13 protein-coding genes are annotated in these 15,291 nt (G+C 75.7%); 7 read left to right on the forward strand and 6 right to left on the reverse strand.

Annotated features, from left to right (window positions below; genetic code table 11):
* Nucleotides 1-80: 80 nt before the first annotated feature.
* Nucleotides 81-1,460 (forward strand): PAS domain-containing protein, encoded by a 1,380-nt coding sequence (locus tag ACFRAV_RS15620; protein WP_382555581.1) that lies wholly within the window; start codon nucleotides 81-83, stop codon nucleotides 1,458-1,460.
* A gap of 53 nt (nucleotides 1,461-1,513) precedes the next feature.
* Here the strand turns inward: ACFRAV_RS15620 and ACFRAV_RS15625 are convergent, their stop codons facing one another.
* Nucleotides 1,514-2,275: an SIS domain-containing protein gene (locus ACFRAV_RS15625; RefSeq protein ID WP_382555584.1), complete on the reverse strand. Its 762-nt coding sequence runs from the start codon at nucleotides 2,273-2,275 to the stop codon at nucleotides 1,514-1,516.
* 255 nt (nucleotides 2,276-2,530) lie between these two features.
* Here ACFRAV_RS15625 and ACFRAV_RS15630 point away from each other — a divergent pair, with 255 nt between their 5' ends.
* Nucleotides 2,531-3,223: a metal-dependent transcriptional regulator gene (locus ACFRAV_RS15630; RefSeq protein WP_382555585.1), complete on the forward strand. Its 693-nt coding sequence runs from the start codon at nucleotides 2,531-2,533 to the stop codon at nucleotides 3,221-3,223.
* Nucleotides 3,224-3,759: 536 nt separating this feature from the next.
* Entirely contained in the window at nucleotides 3,760-4,728 is a 969-nt protein-coding gene (locus ACFRAV_RS15635; protein WP_382555588.1) for an alpha/beta fold hydrolase, read from the forward strand.
* A gap of 28 nt (nucleotides 4,729-4,756) precedes the next feature.
* Here the strand turns inward: ACFRAV_RS15635 and ACFRAV_RS15640 are convergent, their stop codons facing one another.
* The 3 genes from ACFRAV_RS15640 to ACFRAV_RS15650 all read right to left on the reverse strand — a co-directional run bounded on the left by ACFRAV_RS15640 (nucleotide 4,757) and on the right by ACFRAV_RS15650 (nucleotide 8,313).
* Nucleotides 4,757-6,334, reverse strand: coding sequence for a transporter (locus tag ACFRAV_RS15640; RefSeq protein ID WP_382555648.1), 1,578 nt, complete (start codon nucleotides 6,332-6,334; stop codon nucleotides 4,757-4,759).
* A 344-nt stretch (nucleotides 6,335-6,678) separates the two neighbouring features.
* Nucleotides 6,679-7,446 (reverse strand): ABC transporter ATP-binding protein, encoded by a 768-nt coding sequence (locus ACFRAV_RS15645; protein ID WP_382555590.1) that lies wholly within the window; start codon nucleotides 7,444-7,446, stop codon nucleotides 6,679-6,681.
* Between the two features lie 177 nt (nucleotides 7,447-7,623).
* A complete protein-coding gene (locus ACFRAV_RS15650; protein ID WP_382555593.1) occupies nucleotides 7,624-8,313 on the reverse strand; it encodes a bifunctional DNA primase/polymerase in 690 nt (229 codons plus the stop codon).
* Nucleotides 8,314-8,547: 234 nt separating this feature from the next.
* Here ACFRAV_RS15650 and ACFRAV_RS15655 point away from each other — a divergent pair, with 234 nt between their 5' ends.
* The 4 genes from ACFRAV_RS15655 (at nucleotide 8,548) to purU (ending at nucleotide 13,117) form a co-directional block, all read left to right on the forward strand.
* On the forward strand, nucleotides 8,548-9,930 hold the full coding sequence (locus ACFRAV_RS15655) for a transcriptional regulator (RefSeq protein ID WP_382555595.1): 1,383 nt from the start codon (nucleotides 8,548-8,550) through the stop codon (nucleotides 9,928-9,930).
* Nucleotides 9,931-10,076: 146 nt separating this feature from the next.
* A complete protein-coding gene (locus ACFRAV_RS15660; protein ID WP_382555597.1) occupies nucleotides 10,077-11,579 on the forward strand; it encodes a hypothetical protein in 1,503 nt (500 codons plus the stop codon).
* Between the two features lie 151 nt (nucleotides 11,580-11,730).
* Nucleotides 11,731-12,168 (forward strand): hypothetical protein, encoded by a 438-nt coding sequence (locus tag ACFRAV_RS15665; protein ID WP_351113074.1) that lies wholly within the window; start codon nucleotides 11,731-11,733, stop codon nucleotides 12,166-12,168.
* 73 nt (nucleotides 12,169-12,241) lie between these two features.
* Nucleotides 12,242-13,117, forward strand: coding sequence for a formyltetrahydrofolate deformylase (purU, locus tag ACFRAV_RS15670; protein ID WP_382555599.1), 876 nt, complete (start codon nucleotides 12,242-12,244; stop codon nucleotides 13,115-13,117).
* 29 nt (nucleotides 13,118-13,146) lie between these two features.
* Here purU and ACFRAV_RS15675 read toward each other — a convergent pair whose 3' ends face one another.
* Both ACFRAV_RS15675 and ACFRAV_RS15680 read right to left on the reverse strand, forming a co-directional pair.
* The gene (locus tag ACFRAV_RS15675; RefSeq protein ID WP_382555601.1) at nucleotides 13,147-14,487 is read right to left on the reverse strand and encodes a zf-HC2 domain-containing protein; all 1,341 of its coding nucleotides are present in this window, start codon (nucleotides 14,485-14,487) and stop codon (nucleotides 13,147-13,149) included.
* Nucleotides 14,484-15,065, reverse strand: a complete 582-nt coding sequence (locus tag ACFRAV_RS15680; protein WP_382555651.1) for a sigma-70 family RNA polymerase sigma factor — start codon at nucleotides 15,063-15,065, stop codon at nucleotides 14,484-14,486. The genes ACFRAV_RS15675 and ACFRAV_RS15680 overlap by 4 nt, the downstream gene beginning before the upstream one ends.
* Nucleotides 15,066-15,291: the final 226 nt, after the last annotated feature.

Raw genomic sequence — 15,291 nt, forward strand, 5'->3', positions numbered from 1 at the left:
GGGTCGGTGAAAGTGCTGTTCCGCCAGGGGGCGGTGGAGTTGAATGGGAGCCCCACGGCCCAGTCACAGGGAGAACCACCGTGACCGCTCCGACCGGCGAGGACCAGTGCGGCGACCGACTCCTCGCCGCCCTGCTGAACGGCATGGACGCCGCCCTCTGCGCCTTCGACGCCGACGGCGTGGTGACCCACTGGAACCGCGAGGCGGAACGCGTCCTCGGCTGGAGCGCCGCCGAGGCGGTGGGCCGCCGCGGCCTGGCCGGCTGGGCGGTCCGCCCCGCCGACGCCGCCGGCACCGAGGCCCGCCTGATGGCGGCCATGCACGCGCCCGGCCGCCGCGTCCACGACTTCGCGCTGCTCACCAAGGACGGCGGCCGCGTCCTGGTGCGAACCCAGTCCGCCGCCGTCCCCGGCCCGGACGGCAGACCCGCCGGCGTGTACCTCGCCTTCGGCCCCGCCGACGCGCAGACCGACCTGGAACGCTCCCTCGCCCTGAGCGAGGCCCTCTTCTCCGACGCCCCCTGGGGCGTGGTCCTGGTCGACGCGGACCTGCGCCCCGCCGTGGTGAACGCCCACGCCGCCCGCGCCCTGGGACGCGGCCGCGCCGCGCTGCTCGGGCGCCCGCTGGGCGAGATGCTCACCGAGGGCGTCCGCGAGGTGGAGGCCGCGCTGACCCACGTCCTCGCCCAGGGCGCGCCCCCCGCCCCCGCCGACCTGTGGGTCACCGTCGCCGCGCCCGCCGCTTCCGGTGACGCCGCGGCGGCTCCCGGTGCGGCTTCCGGGGCAGTGCCGGGGGAGCGCCGCTGCTGGCGCAGCGGCTTCGTGCGCCTGGCGTCCCCGCTGACCGAGGAACCCACCCCGCTCGGCGTGGGCTGGCTGTTCCAGGACGTCACCGAGGCCCGCACCACCGAGCAGGATGCCGCGGTCACCCGCTTCCGCGCCGCCCAGCTGCACCGGGCCTCGCGCGCCGCCGCCGAGTGCGACAGCCCGGCCGAGGCCGCCGCCGTCCACCTGGACTTCGCGCTCGCCGGCTTCGCCGACCACGCCCTGCTGGACCGGGCGGCCGGCGGCGCGGTGCCGGACGACGAGGAGACGCCGCTGCGCCTGGTGCGGACGGCCACCACGCCGTTCGGCACCCCGGGCGGCGGCGACGGCGCCGACCGCTCGGGTCTGCCGGTGCCCTACCCGTCCGGGCACCCGGCGCTGCGGTGCGCGGAACGCGCGGGCACCGTGCGGGTGTCCGCCGCCGCCGGGTTCACCCGGCAGTGGCCGCAGGACGCCGCGCACGCCCTGTGCGTCCCGCTGCGCAGCCGGGGCCGCACGCTGGGCGTGGTGACCTTCCTGCGCGGCCCGGCCCGCGGGCCGTTCGGCCGCCACGACGTCGCGCACGGCGAGGAGGTGGCGGGCCGGGTGGCCGCCGCCCTGGACCTCGAGGCGGCCCTGGAGGACACCGCCGGGTGACCTTCGCCGGGGCGCCCGCCCCGGCGGAGCTCGGTGCTGGTGCCCGGGGGAGCTCAGTGCTGGTGGAAGATGCGGTCCCGGTACCGGTCGAAGACCGCGTCGTTCCAGTCGCGGCCCCCGTCCACGTTGCCCGACCGCAGCAGCGGCGGCTCCACGCCCCGCTCCGCGAGCGTGCCCGCCGCGACCGCCATCACGGACTGCATGACCGCCGAGGTCACCACCGTGGAGGCGGAGGCGAACGGCGCGCCGACACCGTCCAGGGTGAGCTCCGCGTCGCCCACCGCGACCTTGGAGTCGACCACCACGTCGCAGTGGTCCTTCAGGAAGGTGCCCGAGGGGTGGCCGGGCGCGGTCTCCCGTGCGTAGGCCACCGAGGTCACCCCGACCACCCGCGCCCCGCGCGCCCGGGCCTCGGAAGCCATCTCCACAGGGAGCGCGTTGCGCCCGGACAGGGAGATCACCACCAGCAGGTCCCCGGCCCGCAGGGGGGAGACGTCGAGCACCGTGGCCGCCAGCCCCTCCACCCGCTCCAGCGCCGAGCCCAGGGTGGCCGGGCGCACGTCGACGCCGGTCAGCCCCGGCACGGACAGCAGGTTCATCAGCGCCATGCCGCCCGCCCGGTAGACCACGTCCTGCGCGGCCAGCGACGAGTGCCCCGCGCCGAAGGCGAACAGCCGTCCTCCGGAGCCCACCGTGTCCGCCACCAGTTCCCCGGCGGCGGCGATCGCCTCCGTCTCCTCCACCCGGACCCGCCGCAGCAGCCGTTCCGCCGCGTCGAAGTACCGGCCGACCAGATCGTCCGCGTGTCCGCTCACCGGCAGGCTCCCTCCTGTGTGTCGATGATCACCGTGAGGTCTGGACCACAACGGTGTCAACGGGTGGCATCGGCCGTTCACCGAGGGGCAGTAGGGAGCCGAACCGGACTGTTTCGATTCCCCCGGCAGGGCACGGTTGTCGGCCGCATGCGTAAGAATTGGATGCGGAGTCGGCGCGCCGCCCGGAGCAACCGGGCAGGCCTGACCGCCGAGGCTGCGCGCGGCTTATCGGCAGATGTATTGCGAGGGGCACGTATGTCCGGACTGATCGACACCACGGAGATGTATCTCCGCACCATCCTCGAGCTCGAGGAGGAAGGTGTGGTCCCCATGCGCGCCCGAATCGCGGAACGGCTCGACCAGAGCGGTCCGACGGTCAGCCAGACGGTGGCGCGGATGGAGCGGGACGGCCTGCTCTCCGTGGCCAGCGACCGTCACCTGGAGCTGACCGAGGAGGGCCGCCGGCTGGCGACGCGGGTGATGCGCAAGCACCGGCTGGCCGAGTGCCTGCTGGTGGACGTCATCGGCCTGGAGTGGGAGCAGGTGCACGCCGAGGCCTGCCGCTGGGAGCACGTGATGAGCGAGGCCGTCGAGCGGCGTGTCCTCGAGCTGCTCCGCCACCCGACCGAGTCGCCCTACGGCAACCCCATCCCCGGCCTCGAGGAGCTCGGGCAGGAGGCCACGGCGGACCCGTTCCTCGACGAGGGCATGGTGTCGCTGGCCGAGCTGGAGCCCGGCCACGAGGGCAAGACGGTCGTCGTGCGCCGCATCGGCGAGCCCATCCAGACGGACGCGCAGCTGATGTACGCGCTGCGCCGGGCGGGCGTGCAGCCCGGTTCGGTGGTCAGCGTGACCGAGTCCCCCTCCGGTCTGCTGGTGGGCAGCGGCGGCGAGGCCGCCGAGCTGGACGGCGAGGTCGCCTCGCACGTCTTCGTGGCCAAGCCCTAGCCGTACTCCCCGAGGCGCGCGCCGCGGCGGGCGCCCGCAGCCGCTTCCGAAATCGCCTCCGTGGCCGCTCGCGGGCGTCGTGCGCTCCCGCGCGGACGTCGTGACGCCCGTGTCGCGCGCCGTCTTTCACGCCGCCCGCCTTTTCAAGGTGGCTCACCGTGCGGCAGTGTGGTGGGCGAGGCATATGACCCGAGGACCCCGCCCCGAGGGGCGACCCACGCAACAGGGCCCCGGTGCGGCGTCGGCCGTGCCGGGGCCCGCCCTCCCCTGTGCCGACCTGGAGCCCCGAGCTCCCGAGGTCGGTCGTCCCCGCGGACCGCTTTTCCCCGAGTGGTCCGCCTCCCGCTCAGGATCTCCCCGCGTCGACGACGGTCAATCCCCGGCCGTGGTCACTCGAACGAGGGGTGTCGGCGATATGAACCCGCGTACTCGAATACAGATTCGATAGCCTGCGGGAGATGGCGCAAAGCAGCGCACAACCGGGCAGACAGGCGTCAGGATGGGCGCGCGACAGGGCGCGCATTGAGGGGGCACGGATGGCACGGCGGATCGACCTGACCGGAGCGGGTGGCCTGCGCCTGGCCGCCTGGGAGTTCGCCGAGCCCCCCAAGCCGGCCGGGCAGGCGGGCTCGCAGGGGCGGCCGGACGGTCCTCCCTCGGGTGCGGCGCCCGTGGCGGCCCCGGGCGCCGTGTCCGGGCCCGGGCCGCGCGGGGAGCCGGAGGAGGAGCCGTCGCAGGGGCCGGGAGTCCTGTTACTGCACGGGCTGCTGGGCCGGGCCTCGCACTGGGCGCAGACCGCCCGCGGCCTGTCCGGCAGGTGCCGCGCCGTCGCGCTCGACCAGCGCGGTCACGGGCTCAGCGACCATCCGGAGGGGCCGGCCGGGCTGACGCCCGAGGCCTTCGTCGCCGACGCCGAGGCGGCCCTGGAGCAGCTGGGGCTGGGGCCCGCCGTGGTGGTGGGGCACGGCATGGGGGCGATGATCGGCTGGCGGCTCGCCGTCGCCCGGCCCGACCTGGTGCGCGGGCTGGTGCTGGCGGAGATGCGCGCGGCGGCCGTCGGGGCGGCGATGCAGCGGGAGTGGGAGGACTGGCTGGCGGCCTGGCCCACGCCCTTCGCCACGCTGGGGGAGGTCCGGAAGTGGTTCTCCCGTGATCCGTGGGTGGAGCGGCCCAGTGAGGCCCGGGCCGGCTACTTCGCCGAGGTGATGACCCACGCGCCGGACGGCTGGCGCCCCGTCTTCGACCCCGACCAGATGCGGCTCGCCCGCCGCGGCTGGGCCTTCGACGCCCACTGGGAGGAGCTCGCCCAGGTGCCGTGCCCCGCCCTGGTGGTGCGCGGCGTGGACGGCCAGCTGGGCCGGGCCGAGGCCCACGAGATGGTCCGCGTCCTGCCGCGCGGCGAGTACGCGGAGATCCCGGACGCCGGCCACCTCCTCCACCACGACCAGCCCGATGCCTGGCAGGACCTGCTGACCCGCTTCCTCCAGGGAGTCCTCACTCCCTGAGCTCTCCGGCTGCCGGTGGCTCCCGGGCTCAGCCCTTGCTGACGGCGGCCAGGATCTCCGGGAGACGGACGGCCGCCCGGGGCGCGGCCAGGCGCAGGCCGGTCACGGCCAGCAGGGCGCCGTAGGCCGTGCCCACCGGCAGGAGCAGCCAGCTCCACGCGGCGGCGTGGCCCGCCAGGTGCAGCCAGACGGTCAGCGCGATCACCGGCGCGGAGAGGACCGCCGCGGCCGCCATGCCGCCGAAGATCGCCATCCACACCAGCCCGACCTGGCCGGGGGCCACGTTCCGGTTGCCCTCCGGCGGGATGGAGTAGGGGTGGCGCACGGAGGCCCACGCGCCGGTCGCCGTCATCGCGCCGAGCAGCGCCAGCGACAGGCCCAGGGCCTCGGGGAGCTTGCCCCACTCGCCGAGCACCGCCACCGTCGCCACGCACACCAGCACCGAGTAGGGCACCGCGTACGAGACCAGGGCCAGGGCCCGGCCCCACAGCTCGCGCAGCGCGTCCCGGGGGGAGGAGATGGTCATCGCGACCATCCAGAAGCCCGAGTAGTCCTGGCCGAACTGGTTGTACATCATCGAGCCGAGCATCCCGGCGGCGAAGCAGGCGAAGTACACCGACCCCGAGCCCTGCAGCGCGTTGAAGAGCGGCACGATCAGCCCGACCGCGAGCGAGACCACCAGCGCGGCCCGGGTCTTGGGGTCGCGCCAGGCGTAGCGCAGGCTGCGCTCCATCACGGTGCGGACCCGCCCGTGCGGCAGCAGCCGGGCGACCACCGGGCCGCCCGGGGGGCGCCCCGCGCGGGCCGCGGCCGGTTCGGCGGCCTGCAGGGTGGAGGAGTCGGGCGCGGTCATCAGCCGGGTCAGCGTCGCCGACCACCAGCGCAGCGCAAGCGTCAACGCCACTGCGGTGAGGCCGAGTTGGACGGCGGCCGTGCCCCACGCGCCGTCGCTCGCGGCGTCGACGGCGCCGATCGCGGAGGCGGGCGGGACCCAGCGGAGCACCTCGGCGAACGGGTCGAGCTGGGCCAGCCCGGACGCGCCGAGCCGCTGCACGCCAAAGTTGACGGCCTGCGCCCCGATCGCCACGACCAGGCCGCTGACCACGGCGAGGTCGCGGCCGCGGCGGCTGGAGAGCAGCCGGGTGTTCGCGGTGACCACGGCCCGGGCCAGCGCCACGCAGGTCAGCAGCGCCAACGCCACCGCGACCACCGCGGTCGCCGCGCCGGCCACGCCGCGCGCCACGGCGATCGCGGAACCGGTCAGCAGGCAGAGCGTGAACAGCGGGCCGATGCCCACCAGCGAGGCGGCCAGCAGCGCCCGCACCAGCGGGCGGGGCCGCAGCGGCAGCAGGACCAGCCGGGTCGCGTCCAGGGTCTCGTCGCCGCTGGAGGAGAAGAGCGGCATCACCGCCCAGCCCAGCGCCAGCACGGCGGTCAGCGGCACCACCACGGAGGCGGCGTGCGGGTGGCCGCGCAGCAGGAGCAGCCCGAGCAGCAGGAACGCGGCCAGCAGCAGCACCACGACCGCGGAGGCGATGTACGCCGCGCGCCGGCCGCCGGACTGCCGCAGACCGTTGCGCACGATCGACAGCTTCAGCCGGACCATCACCCCGGTGAGCGCGTCCCCCCGCCCACCGGCAGCCGAAGCCCCCGCCCCGGCCGGGGCCGCGGGGGTGTGCGGGGTCGCGGGGTCGGCCGGGCCCGCCAGGGTGGCCGCGGTGTCCGGGGCGTCGGGCGTGGCCGGGGCGTCGCCCGCGGACGGGCCCGCGGGGGTGTCCGGGGCCGCCGGGTCGGCCGGGGTGTCCGAGGCCGCCTGGGCGTCCGGGGCCGGAGTGGCCGGGACCTCGGGCGTGTCCGGGGCGTCGCGGGTGGCCGGGGCCTCGGGCGTTGCCGCGGTGTCCGGGGCGGCGCCCGGGGTGCCCGTGGCGTCCGGGGAAGGGTTCCGCTCCGTCATCGCGCGCCGCCCAGCCAGTCCAGGCTGCTGCCCGCGGCCCGGTCGCCCGCGCCGACCAGCTCGAGGAAGGCCTGCTGGAGCGAGGCGGCGTCCCCGCGCACCTCCGCCAGCGTGCCCGCGGCGCGGATCCGGCCGGCGGCCAGCACCGCCACCCAGTCGCAGAGGGACTCCACCAGTTCCATCACGTGGGAGGAGAACACCACCGTCGCGCCGGAGGCGGTGTACCGCTCCAGCACCGTGCGGATGGTCTGCGCGGAGACCGGGTCGACGCCCTCGAACGGCTCGTCGAGGAAGAGCACCTCGGGGTTGTGCAGCAGCGCCGAGGCGAGACCGATCTTCTTGCGCATGCCGGTGGAGTAGTCGACGACCAGCTTGTCGCGGGCGGCGGAGAGGTCGAGGACCTCGATCAGCTGGGACGCCCGCTTGTCGGTCTCCTCGCCGGGCAGACCCCGCAGGCGGCCCGCGTAGGAGAGGAGCTCGCTCCCCGAGAGCCGCTCGAAGAGCCGCAGTCCCTCGGGGAGGACGCCGATCCGCGCCTTCACCGCGGCGGGGTCGCGCCACACGTCGTGCCCGACGACCTCCACCCTGCCCTGGTCGGGCCGGAGCAGACCGGTGATCATCGAGAGGGTGGTGGTCTTGCCGGCGCCGTTGGGTCCGACCAGGCCGACGAACCGCCCGGCGGGCAGCTCCAGGTCGATCCCGCCGACGGCGACGTGGTCGCCGAAACGTTTCCAGAGGCTTTCCACGCGTACGGCGGCAGTCATCTCATCCCTCCGCTGGGCCGGTACCGGGCACGGAACCGACCCTATGGCCCCCACGGCCGCGCGGCTCCCCCTCCACAGCGACGAACCGGACCTCCGGGCGGTTCCGCCGCCGTCCGGAGGTCCGGTTCGTCGCCGTCCGGAGGCGGAACCGCCGCCGGCTCCGGGGGAGCGTCAGCGTCAGCGGGTGCAGGCGTAGGCGAGGGCCGGGACCAGCACGGTCGCGTCGGGTAGGCGGCGGCCGGCCGGCGTCCGGACCCACTGGACCGGACCCCGCGCCCCGTAGCGCGTCGGCGGCGCCGGGATCCATCCCCCCGCGCCGGTGACCGTGAGGTCCAGGGCCTCGGGGGCCCACCCCAGCGCCCGGACCGCGCGCGGCACCCGCGCCACCGCTCCCGGACCCACCAGGAACCGCATCCGGCGGTCCGGCGACAGCAGCACCGGGCCCGCCGCGCCCTCCGTGCCCAGCCGGTCCAGCCGGGCCAGCGCGAGGAACCCGGCCGTCTCCGGGACGTCCACCACGTCGAACCCGTGCCCCGTCGGCAGCAGCACCGCGGCGTCGGGCCGCCGGCTCCACATCCGCCGGGCGACCGCCCCGCTGAGCGTGGCCTGGTTCGCCCAGTCCGGCCCCTCCGGGTGCGCCCCCGGCAGCGGGCAGGCCGCGTCGCCGCAGGAGCAGCGCACCACACCCGCCGTCGTCTCCAGCGACACCCCGGGGAAGACCTGCCACTGCCACTGCTCGGCGTAGCGCACGGCGGCCTCGAGCGCGGAGGAGACCGGTGTGCGGGCGTCGTCGGAGCCCTGCGGGCCTGCCTCACCGCGCTGCTGGGGGATAGGGGTGACTTCGGTGCCGGAGATCGTATTTTCCACGAACGACTCAACTCCTTTCATACGTCCGGGTTACGCCGGACACGCGGAAGGGGAACGGCCGCGCCAGGGAGCGCGGGGCGCACAGGTGCATTCGAGGGGGCGCGCGGGCGGCGGGCGAGCGGGCGCTGGGTAGCCACTGGGGGTCCCGGCCGGGCGCACCGGCCAGGACCCGCGTGATCGCGGGACACACCAGGCACCAACCCAGGGCACCAACGGCAGCAACAGGGGGTACTCATGGCCGCCAGGCCACTCGTCGCACGGCAGCCCAACGAACGGCTGCAGGCACTCATCCAGGAGGCGGGCTGCTCCAACGCCGGGCTGGCCCGCCGGGTCAACCTGTGCGGCGCGGAACACGGTCTCGACCTGCGCTACGACAAGACCTCGGTGGCCCGCTGGCTCCGCGGACAGCAGCCCCGGGGGCGCGCCCCCGCCGTCATCGCCGAGGCGCTCGGCCGCAAGCTCGGGCGCGCCGTCACCATCGACGAGATCGGCATGGCCAACGGCAAGAACCTCGCCACCGGCGTCGGCCTGCAGTTCGCCCCCACCGTGGCCGGCGCGGTCGAGCAGGTCAGCGAGCTGTGGCGCAGCGACGTGGGGCGGCGGGACTTCCTGGCCGGCACCTCGGTGGCCGCCTCGGCCCTGGTGGAGCCCAGCCGCGACTGGCTGATCTCCGCCCCGGACCCGCAGGTCGCCCGCGCGGTCGGCCCCCGGGTCGGCCCCTCCGACGTGGACGCGGTCAAGGCGATGACGCAGGCCCTGGTCGACCTGGACCACCGCTTCGGCAGCGGTCACGTCCGCCCGGTCCTGGTCCACTACCTCAACAGCGTGGTCTCCGGACTGCTCTCCGGTTCCTACAAGGAGTCGGTGGGGCGCGAGCTGTTCGCCGCCGTCGCCCGCCTCACCGAACTGGCCGGCTACATGGCGGTGGACACCGGGCAGCCCGCCCTCGCCCAGCGCTACTACATCCAGGCGCTGCGCCTGGCCCAGGCGGCGGGCGACCGCGGCTACGGCGGCTACGTGCTCGCGGCCTCCATGAGCCACCTGGCGGCGCAGCTCGGCAACCCGCGGGAGATCGCCCAGCTGGCCCGCGCGGCCCAGGAGGGCGCGCGCGGCCGGGTCACCCCGCGCGCCCAGGCGATGTTCCACGCCGCCGAGGCGCGGGGACACGCGGTGCTGGGCGACGCGACGGCGGCCGAGGTGGCCTGCGGCAGGGCGCTGGACGCCATGGAGGCCGCGGCCGGCGCGACCGAGGCCGGCGACGACCCGGTGTGGATCAGCCACTTCGACGAGGCCTACCTCGCCGACGAGCTGGCCCACTGCCACCGGGACCTCGGGCAGGCCGAGCAGGCCGAGCGCTACGCCCGCCGGTCGCTGGACGGCCACCCCGCGACCAGGGCACGCCGCCGGGCCATCGGCCACGTGCTGCTCGCCACGGCCCAGCTTCAGCGGCGGGAGCTGGAACAGGCCTGCGCGACCGCGCTGGACGCCGCGGGAATCCTCGGCTCGCTGCGCTCCAACCGGGGCGCCGAGTACCTGGACGACTTCCGGCACCGCCTGGAGCCGTACCGCTCCGAGGCCCCGGTCCGCGCCTTCACGGAGCGCCTGGCCGTGGCGTGAGGGAGGGCGCGCGGCCGCGCCCGGCGGGCGGCGCCGGGCTCCAACTGCGCTGCTCACAGGGTGCGGTGGGAGGTTGGGTGGAGGGCACGGCGGACGAGCGGGTAGCGTGAGCCGACAATTCCGCAAGCCTCGATGTAGGAGCCCCGGTGACGCAGAGTGGACACGGCGGTCCGTGGACGCCGGACCAGCCGGACCGGCCGCCGTACCCGCGACAGGCGCAGCCCGAGGAGAACTGGCAGGGCGCCGGGACCTACGGCGACGGAGCCCACGGCGCCGGGACCCAGGGCGACGGCGCCCACGGCCACGGTGCCCACGGCCCCTGGGACTCCGCACCGCAGCTGTGGACCGGCGCGCCCGGACCCGGCCCGCTGCCCCCCGAGACCCCGGCGGGCAGCGGTCACGGCGAGGCCACCCAGTACCTCCCGCCGGTGCCCCCGGGACCGTCCGGGCCGACGGGTCCGTCCGCGTCGCACGGCGGACAGGGGCACCCGGGGCAGCCGGGTCACCAGGGGCTTCCCGGCCAGGCCGGGGCCGGCGGCTTCGCCGACGAGGCCGCCACCCAGTTCATACAGCCCATACCCGCGGCGCCCGGCGACTCGGCCGCCACCCAGTTCATCCCCCCGGTGCCGGCCGGCGACCAGGCCGCCACCCAGTACCTCCCGCCGGTCCCGCCGCAGTCCGCGGACGGACCGCAGAACCCCGGGCAGCACCCTCAGCAGCACTCCGCCCAGCACCCCCCGCAGCATTCCCCGCAGCAGGGCATGGACCGCGACACCCAGATGCTGCGCCGGATCCCCGGGCCCCAGGCGCAGTCCCCCGGCGGCGGCGACGGAGAGGCCACCCAGTACCTCCCGCCCGTCCCCGGCGGCGGCTACGGCGCCGACGAGAACCGGCCGCCGCCCGCCGAGTTCGACAACCTCTTCCGCTCCCACGCGCCGGGTCCCGACTACGGTCAGCCCGCCCCCGGCGGCTACGACCCGCACCCCGCCCCGGCCGCCCCCGTCCGGCGCGGCGGCCGGATCCCGCTGCTGGCGGCGGCCGGCGTCGGCATCGTGGTGCTGGGCATCGGCATCGGCTCGCTGATGGACGGCGCCGACGACTCCGGCAAGGGCTCGGCCGCGGCGGACTCCCCGACGCCCTCCGCCTCGCAGGAGGAGGACTCCGGCGGGGAGGAGAAGGAGGAGAACAAGGCGCGCGAGCAGGCCGTCGCCCTGGACAAGCTGCTCGCCGACAGCGGCAACAGCCGCTCCGCGGTGGTCGGCGCCGTCGAGAACGTCCGCCGCTGCGAGAAGCTGGGCGAGGCCGCCCAGGCGCTGCGCGGCGCCGCCCAGCAGCGCGCCGACCTGGTCACCCGCCTCAACGAGATCCAGGTCGACCAGCTCCCGCAGCACGCCGCGCTGACCCAGGCGCTCACCAAGGCCTGGCAGGCCTCGAAGTCCGCCGACGAGCACTACGCGAACTGGGCCGACCAGGTGGCCGGCGACCGCGGCAAGTTCTGCAAGCACGGCCACGCCCGCAACACCCCGGAGACCGGCGCCGCCGTCGAGCAGAGCGGGACCGCCACGGCGGAGAAGCAGAAGGCGTCCGACCTGTGGAACCCGATCGCCAAGGAGTGGAAGCTCACGGAGCGGCGTCCGATCCAGCTCTGACCTGCGGCGACACCCCCGGGCCCGCTGCCGTGACGGCCTCCCGGGGGGCGCCCCCGGGGCCCGCGGCCGCGGGCGGAACGTACGATCGGATGTCGTGCAGACTTCGGTGAACTCTTCCCGCCACGGGCGTCGCTCCTCCACCATGGGCGTCATGCCCCTCAACGACATGCCGTGGTGGCGCTGGCGCGGGAACGTCCGCTCGGCGCTGCACATGCTCTCCGACCCGGACTTCCAGCGCGACGTCTGGCTGGCCGGGGCCGACGGGTACGGCGACGTCACGGACGCCGTCTACCGCCTGGTCGAGGACACCTGGCTGGACAACTGGTCCGCCGAGAAGTACGTCGGCACGATCTTCCGGGACTCGCAGGAGGCGGCGCTGGTCGACACGGCCGTGCTGCGGGTGCTGCGGATCATGCACCAGGTGGGGCCGGACGCGCCGGTGTCGGCGTACATGGCGCACGCCGGGTGGCCGGAGGCGGTCCGCGCGGCCCGGGACGCGCACGTGCGGATGGCCGTCGGGGACGGCGACGACCCCGACACCCCGCCCCAGTCCCTCGAGGTGCTGCGCATCCTCACCCGCACCGCCTGACCCCGGCGACGGGGTGTCCCGGATGTAGGACAAGGGCGGCGGTGGCGGGCGGCGATGTGCGACCCTGACGGGCATGAGTGAACAGTCCGCCGCCGCGCCTGTCGAGCAGTACGTCCTCACCCTCGCCTGCCCGGACAAGCAGGGCATCGTCCACGCCGTGTCGAGCTACCTCTTCATGACCGGCTGCAACATCGAGGACAGCCAGCAGTTCGGCGACCACGACACGGGACTGTTCTTCATGCGGGTGCACTTCTCGGCCCCCGCCCCGGTCAGCCTGGACAAGCTCCGCGCCAGTTTCGCGGCGATCGGCGACTCGTTCCACATGGAATGGCAGATCGGCCAGGCCGGCGAGAAGATGCGCGTGCTGCTGATGGTGAGCCGCTTCGGCCACTGCCTGAACGACCTGCTCTTCCGCGCCTCCACCGGCGCGCTCCCGGTGGACGTCGTCGCGGTGGTGTCCAACCACACCGACTTCGCCGAGCTGGTGGGCTCGTACGACGTGCCGTTCCACCACATCCCGGTAACCCGGGACACCAAGGAGCAGTCCGAGGCCCGCCTGCTGGAGATCGTCCGCGAGGAGGGCGTCGAACTCGTCGTCCTGGCCCGTTACATGCAGGTGCTCTCCGACGACCTGTGCAAGCAGCTCAGCGGGCGGATCATCAACATCCACCACTCCTTCCTGCCGAGCTTCAAGGGCGCCAAGCCGTACCACCAGGCGCACACCCGCGGCGTCAAGCTGATCGGCGCCACCGCGCACTACGTGACCGCGGACCTCGACGAGGGCCCGATCATCGAGCAGGAGGTCGAGCGGGTCGGCCACGACCTGACGCCCGATCAGCTGGTCGCGGTCGGCCGTGACGTCGAGTGCCAGGCGCTGGCCCGTGCCGTGAAGTGGCACGCCGAGCGGCGGGTGCTGCTCAACGGCCGCCGCACGGTGGTCTTCTCCTGAGCCTCGGTCCTGAGCCTCGGTCCTGAGCCTCAGAGCCGGCTGAGCGAGGCCGCCGCGTAGAGCACGTCCTCGACGGCGGCCCGGTCGCCGCTCTGGCCCGCCGCCGCGTCCCGCGGCCTTGTGTGGCCGGCCACCACCTGCGCGAACTCCTCGTCGTCCAGCACCACATGGGCGACGACGTGGTGCTCCGAGGGCAGCGCGGCGGGGGAGTCCAGCGGGATCAGCCACTCGCCGCCGCCACGGCCCTCGATCTCCAGCATCAGGCTGCGCCCCGGACGGCCCGCGGAGACCAGATGGCGTGCGCCGGGGGAGGGCTGCGCGGCCCGGCCGGCCCGGCGCCTGGTGGCCAGCGCGTCCGGCAGCCGGCGGGCCGCCAGGTCGAGCAGGGCGTGCAGATGACGCGGCGCCGGCGGCCGGTAGGGGTAGTTCACCGCGTCCGCGATGTCGCCGCCGTGCACCCAGCAGGCGAAGGCCCGCTCCAGCATGGCGTCCCGCAGCGGGATCTCGCACGGCCCGTACGCCACCGGCAGGCCGCCCGTGGTGCCGCCGGTGAACGAGGAGGTCCGCACCAGGTCGTGGCTCTGCGCCCGCCAGGGGTCACGTACCTCGCGGGTGGGCGGACGGTTCAGCGCCGCCCAGTAGGCGCGGGTGCGGGAGGTCGGGGTTCCGGTGCCGCCGGCCGGGGCGGGGCCCGGCAGTGAGGCCAGCGGGTCGGCGAGGCCCAGGGCGACGGCGACCAGCCCGTCCACCGCCATCAGGTGGGCGATCACCTTGGCGACGGTGGAGCGGTGGTGGCGCTCCTCGTCCTCCTCGATCCAGCGCAGCCGGACCGGGGCGTGCCATTCCGCCTCGTCGATGTCCTGGAGCAGCGCGTCCAGCCGGGCGGTCTCCGCGTCGTAGGGCGTCGCCCACTCCGGGACCGGGATGCGCGGCGGGCGCCGGTCGAGGCAGGCGTCCAGCACCCGGGTCCGCAGCAGCGGGTCCAGGTCCAGGCTCTCCGGGCGCTGCAGCAACGGCACCGCGTCACGCAGCGACCGGGCCTCGTCGGAGCAGCGGCGGCACACCGCGAGGTGGGCGTCCACCGCGGCCGTCTCGGCGGGCGTGCAGACCGCGAGAGCCCAGGCGCCCAGCATGGCCTTCAGCTCCGCGTGCGTGGCGGGCACCGCCGGCGGGCGCTTCTCGCGCGTCCCCGGACTGCGTGAGGGCTCCGCGGAACCGGCCGCCGACGGCAGCCGTCCCCCGTGGCTCCGGTGCGAGCCGGCGCCTCCGGCGGGGCGCCGCCCGGGCCCGCGCCCCGGGGCGGCCGCGTCCTGCGACCAGGGCCGCTCGCCGTGCGGCTGCCCGTCGTACGCCTCCGCGTCCCGGTTCACGCCGCGCCTCCCGGGCCGCGACCGGCGTCCGGCAGGGACTCCGGCAACGGCTCCGGCGGGGCGACCGCGTGCGCGGTGGACAGCAGCTGGAGGCCCAGACGCATCCGGCGGCGGATCTCCACCTCGGTGACGCCGAGGTCGGCGGCGGCTCCCCGGTAGTCCCGGCGGTGGTGGTAGGCGAGGTTCAGCGCGGCCCGCAGCGAGGCGGGCATCGACGTCACGATGTAGTCGGCGCGGGCGGCGACGGCCGCCTCGCGGACCTTCTCCTGGAGCTCCTCGCGCGCCTCGGGATCCTCCGGGTCCGCTCCGTCACGCCGCAGTTCGGCGGCTCCCCGCGCGTGCAGCCGGCGCACCGCAAGGTCGCGGGTCAGCTCGGAGAGCCAGGTGCGCACCGGGCCCCGGCCCGGGTCGAAGGCGGAGGGGTTCTCCCAGACCTGGGCGAAGACCTCGCGGGTCACCGCGTCGGCGGCCCGCTCGTCGTCGAGCACCCGGTTGGCCAGTCCGTGGACCAGGGAGGCGTACCGGTCGTAGAGCTCGCTGAGCGCCGCGGCCTCCCCGCGCTCGAGCCGTTGCTGCATCCTGCGCTCCGCGCGGACCGGTCCGTCCGTGGCGACCGCCACAGTCCCCTCCCTCCGGTTGCCCCCGTGCCCCGTCGCTTCCGCCCCGCTCCGCGGGGTCCTCCCTGACGAATGTAGTAGGCACCCGGTGCCGCGCACGGCTCTTTCCCGCAAACGCACGCCCCGGAGGCGCTGCTACGTGATAAGGGTCGCGCGGCGCGGGCTCCGGTGGCACCAGGTGTGCGTC

The organism is Streptomyces sp. NPDC056600 (assembly GCF_042792855.1).
Classification (GTDB): domain Bacteria; phylum Actinomycetota; class Actinomycetes; order Streptomycetales; family Streptomycetaceae; genus Streptomyces.

Excerpts from the sequence above, each read along its gene's own strand:
- ACFRAV_RS15680 (WP_382555651.1), bottom strand. The coding sequence starts at position 15,065 with ATGCAGCAACGGCTCGAGCGCGGGGAGGCCGCGGCGCTCAGCGAGCTC.
- ACFRAV_RS15645 (WP_382555590.1), bottom strand. The coding sequence starts at position 7,446 with ATGACTGCCGCCGTACGCGTGGAAAGCCTCTGGAAACGTTTCGGCGAC.
- purU (WP_382555599.1), top strand. The coding sequence starts at position 12,242 with ATGAGTGAACAGTCCGCCGCCGCGCCTGTCGAGCAGTACGTCCTCACC.
- ACFRAV_RS15655 (WP_382555595.1), top strand. The coding sequence starts at position 8,548 with ATGGCCGCCAGGCCACTCGTCGCACGGCAGCCCAACGAACGGCTGCAG.
- ACFRAV_RS15665 (WP_351113074.1), top strand. The coding sequence starts at position 11,731 with ATGCCCCTCAACGACATGCCGTGGTGGCGCTGGCGCGGGAACGTCCGC.
- ACFRAV_RS15635 (WP_382555588.1), top strand. The coding sequence starts at position 3,760 with ATGGCACGGCGGATCGACCTGACCGGAGCGGGTGGCCTGCGCCTGGCC.
- ACFRAV_RS15630 (WP_382555585.1), top strand. The coding sequence starts at position 2,531 with ATGTCCGGACTGATCGACACCACGGAGATGTATCTCCGCACCATCCTC.
- ACFRAV_RS15640 (WP_382555648.1), bottom strand. The coding sequence starts at position 6,334 with ATGGTCCGGCTGAAGCTGTCGATCGTGCGCAACGGTCTGCGGCAGTCC.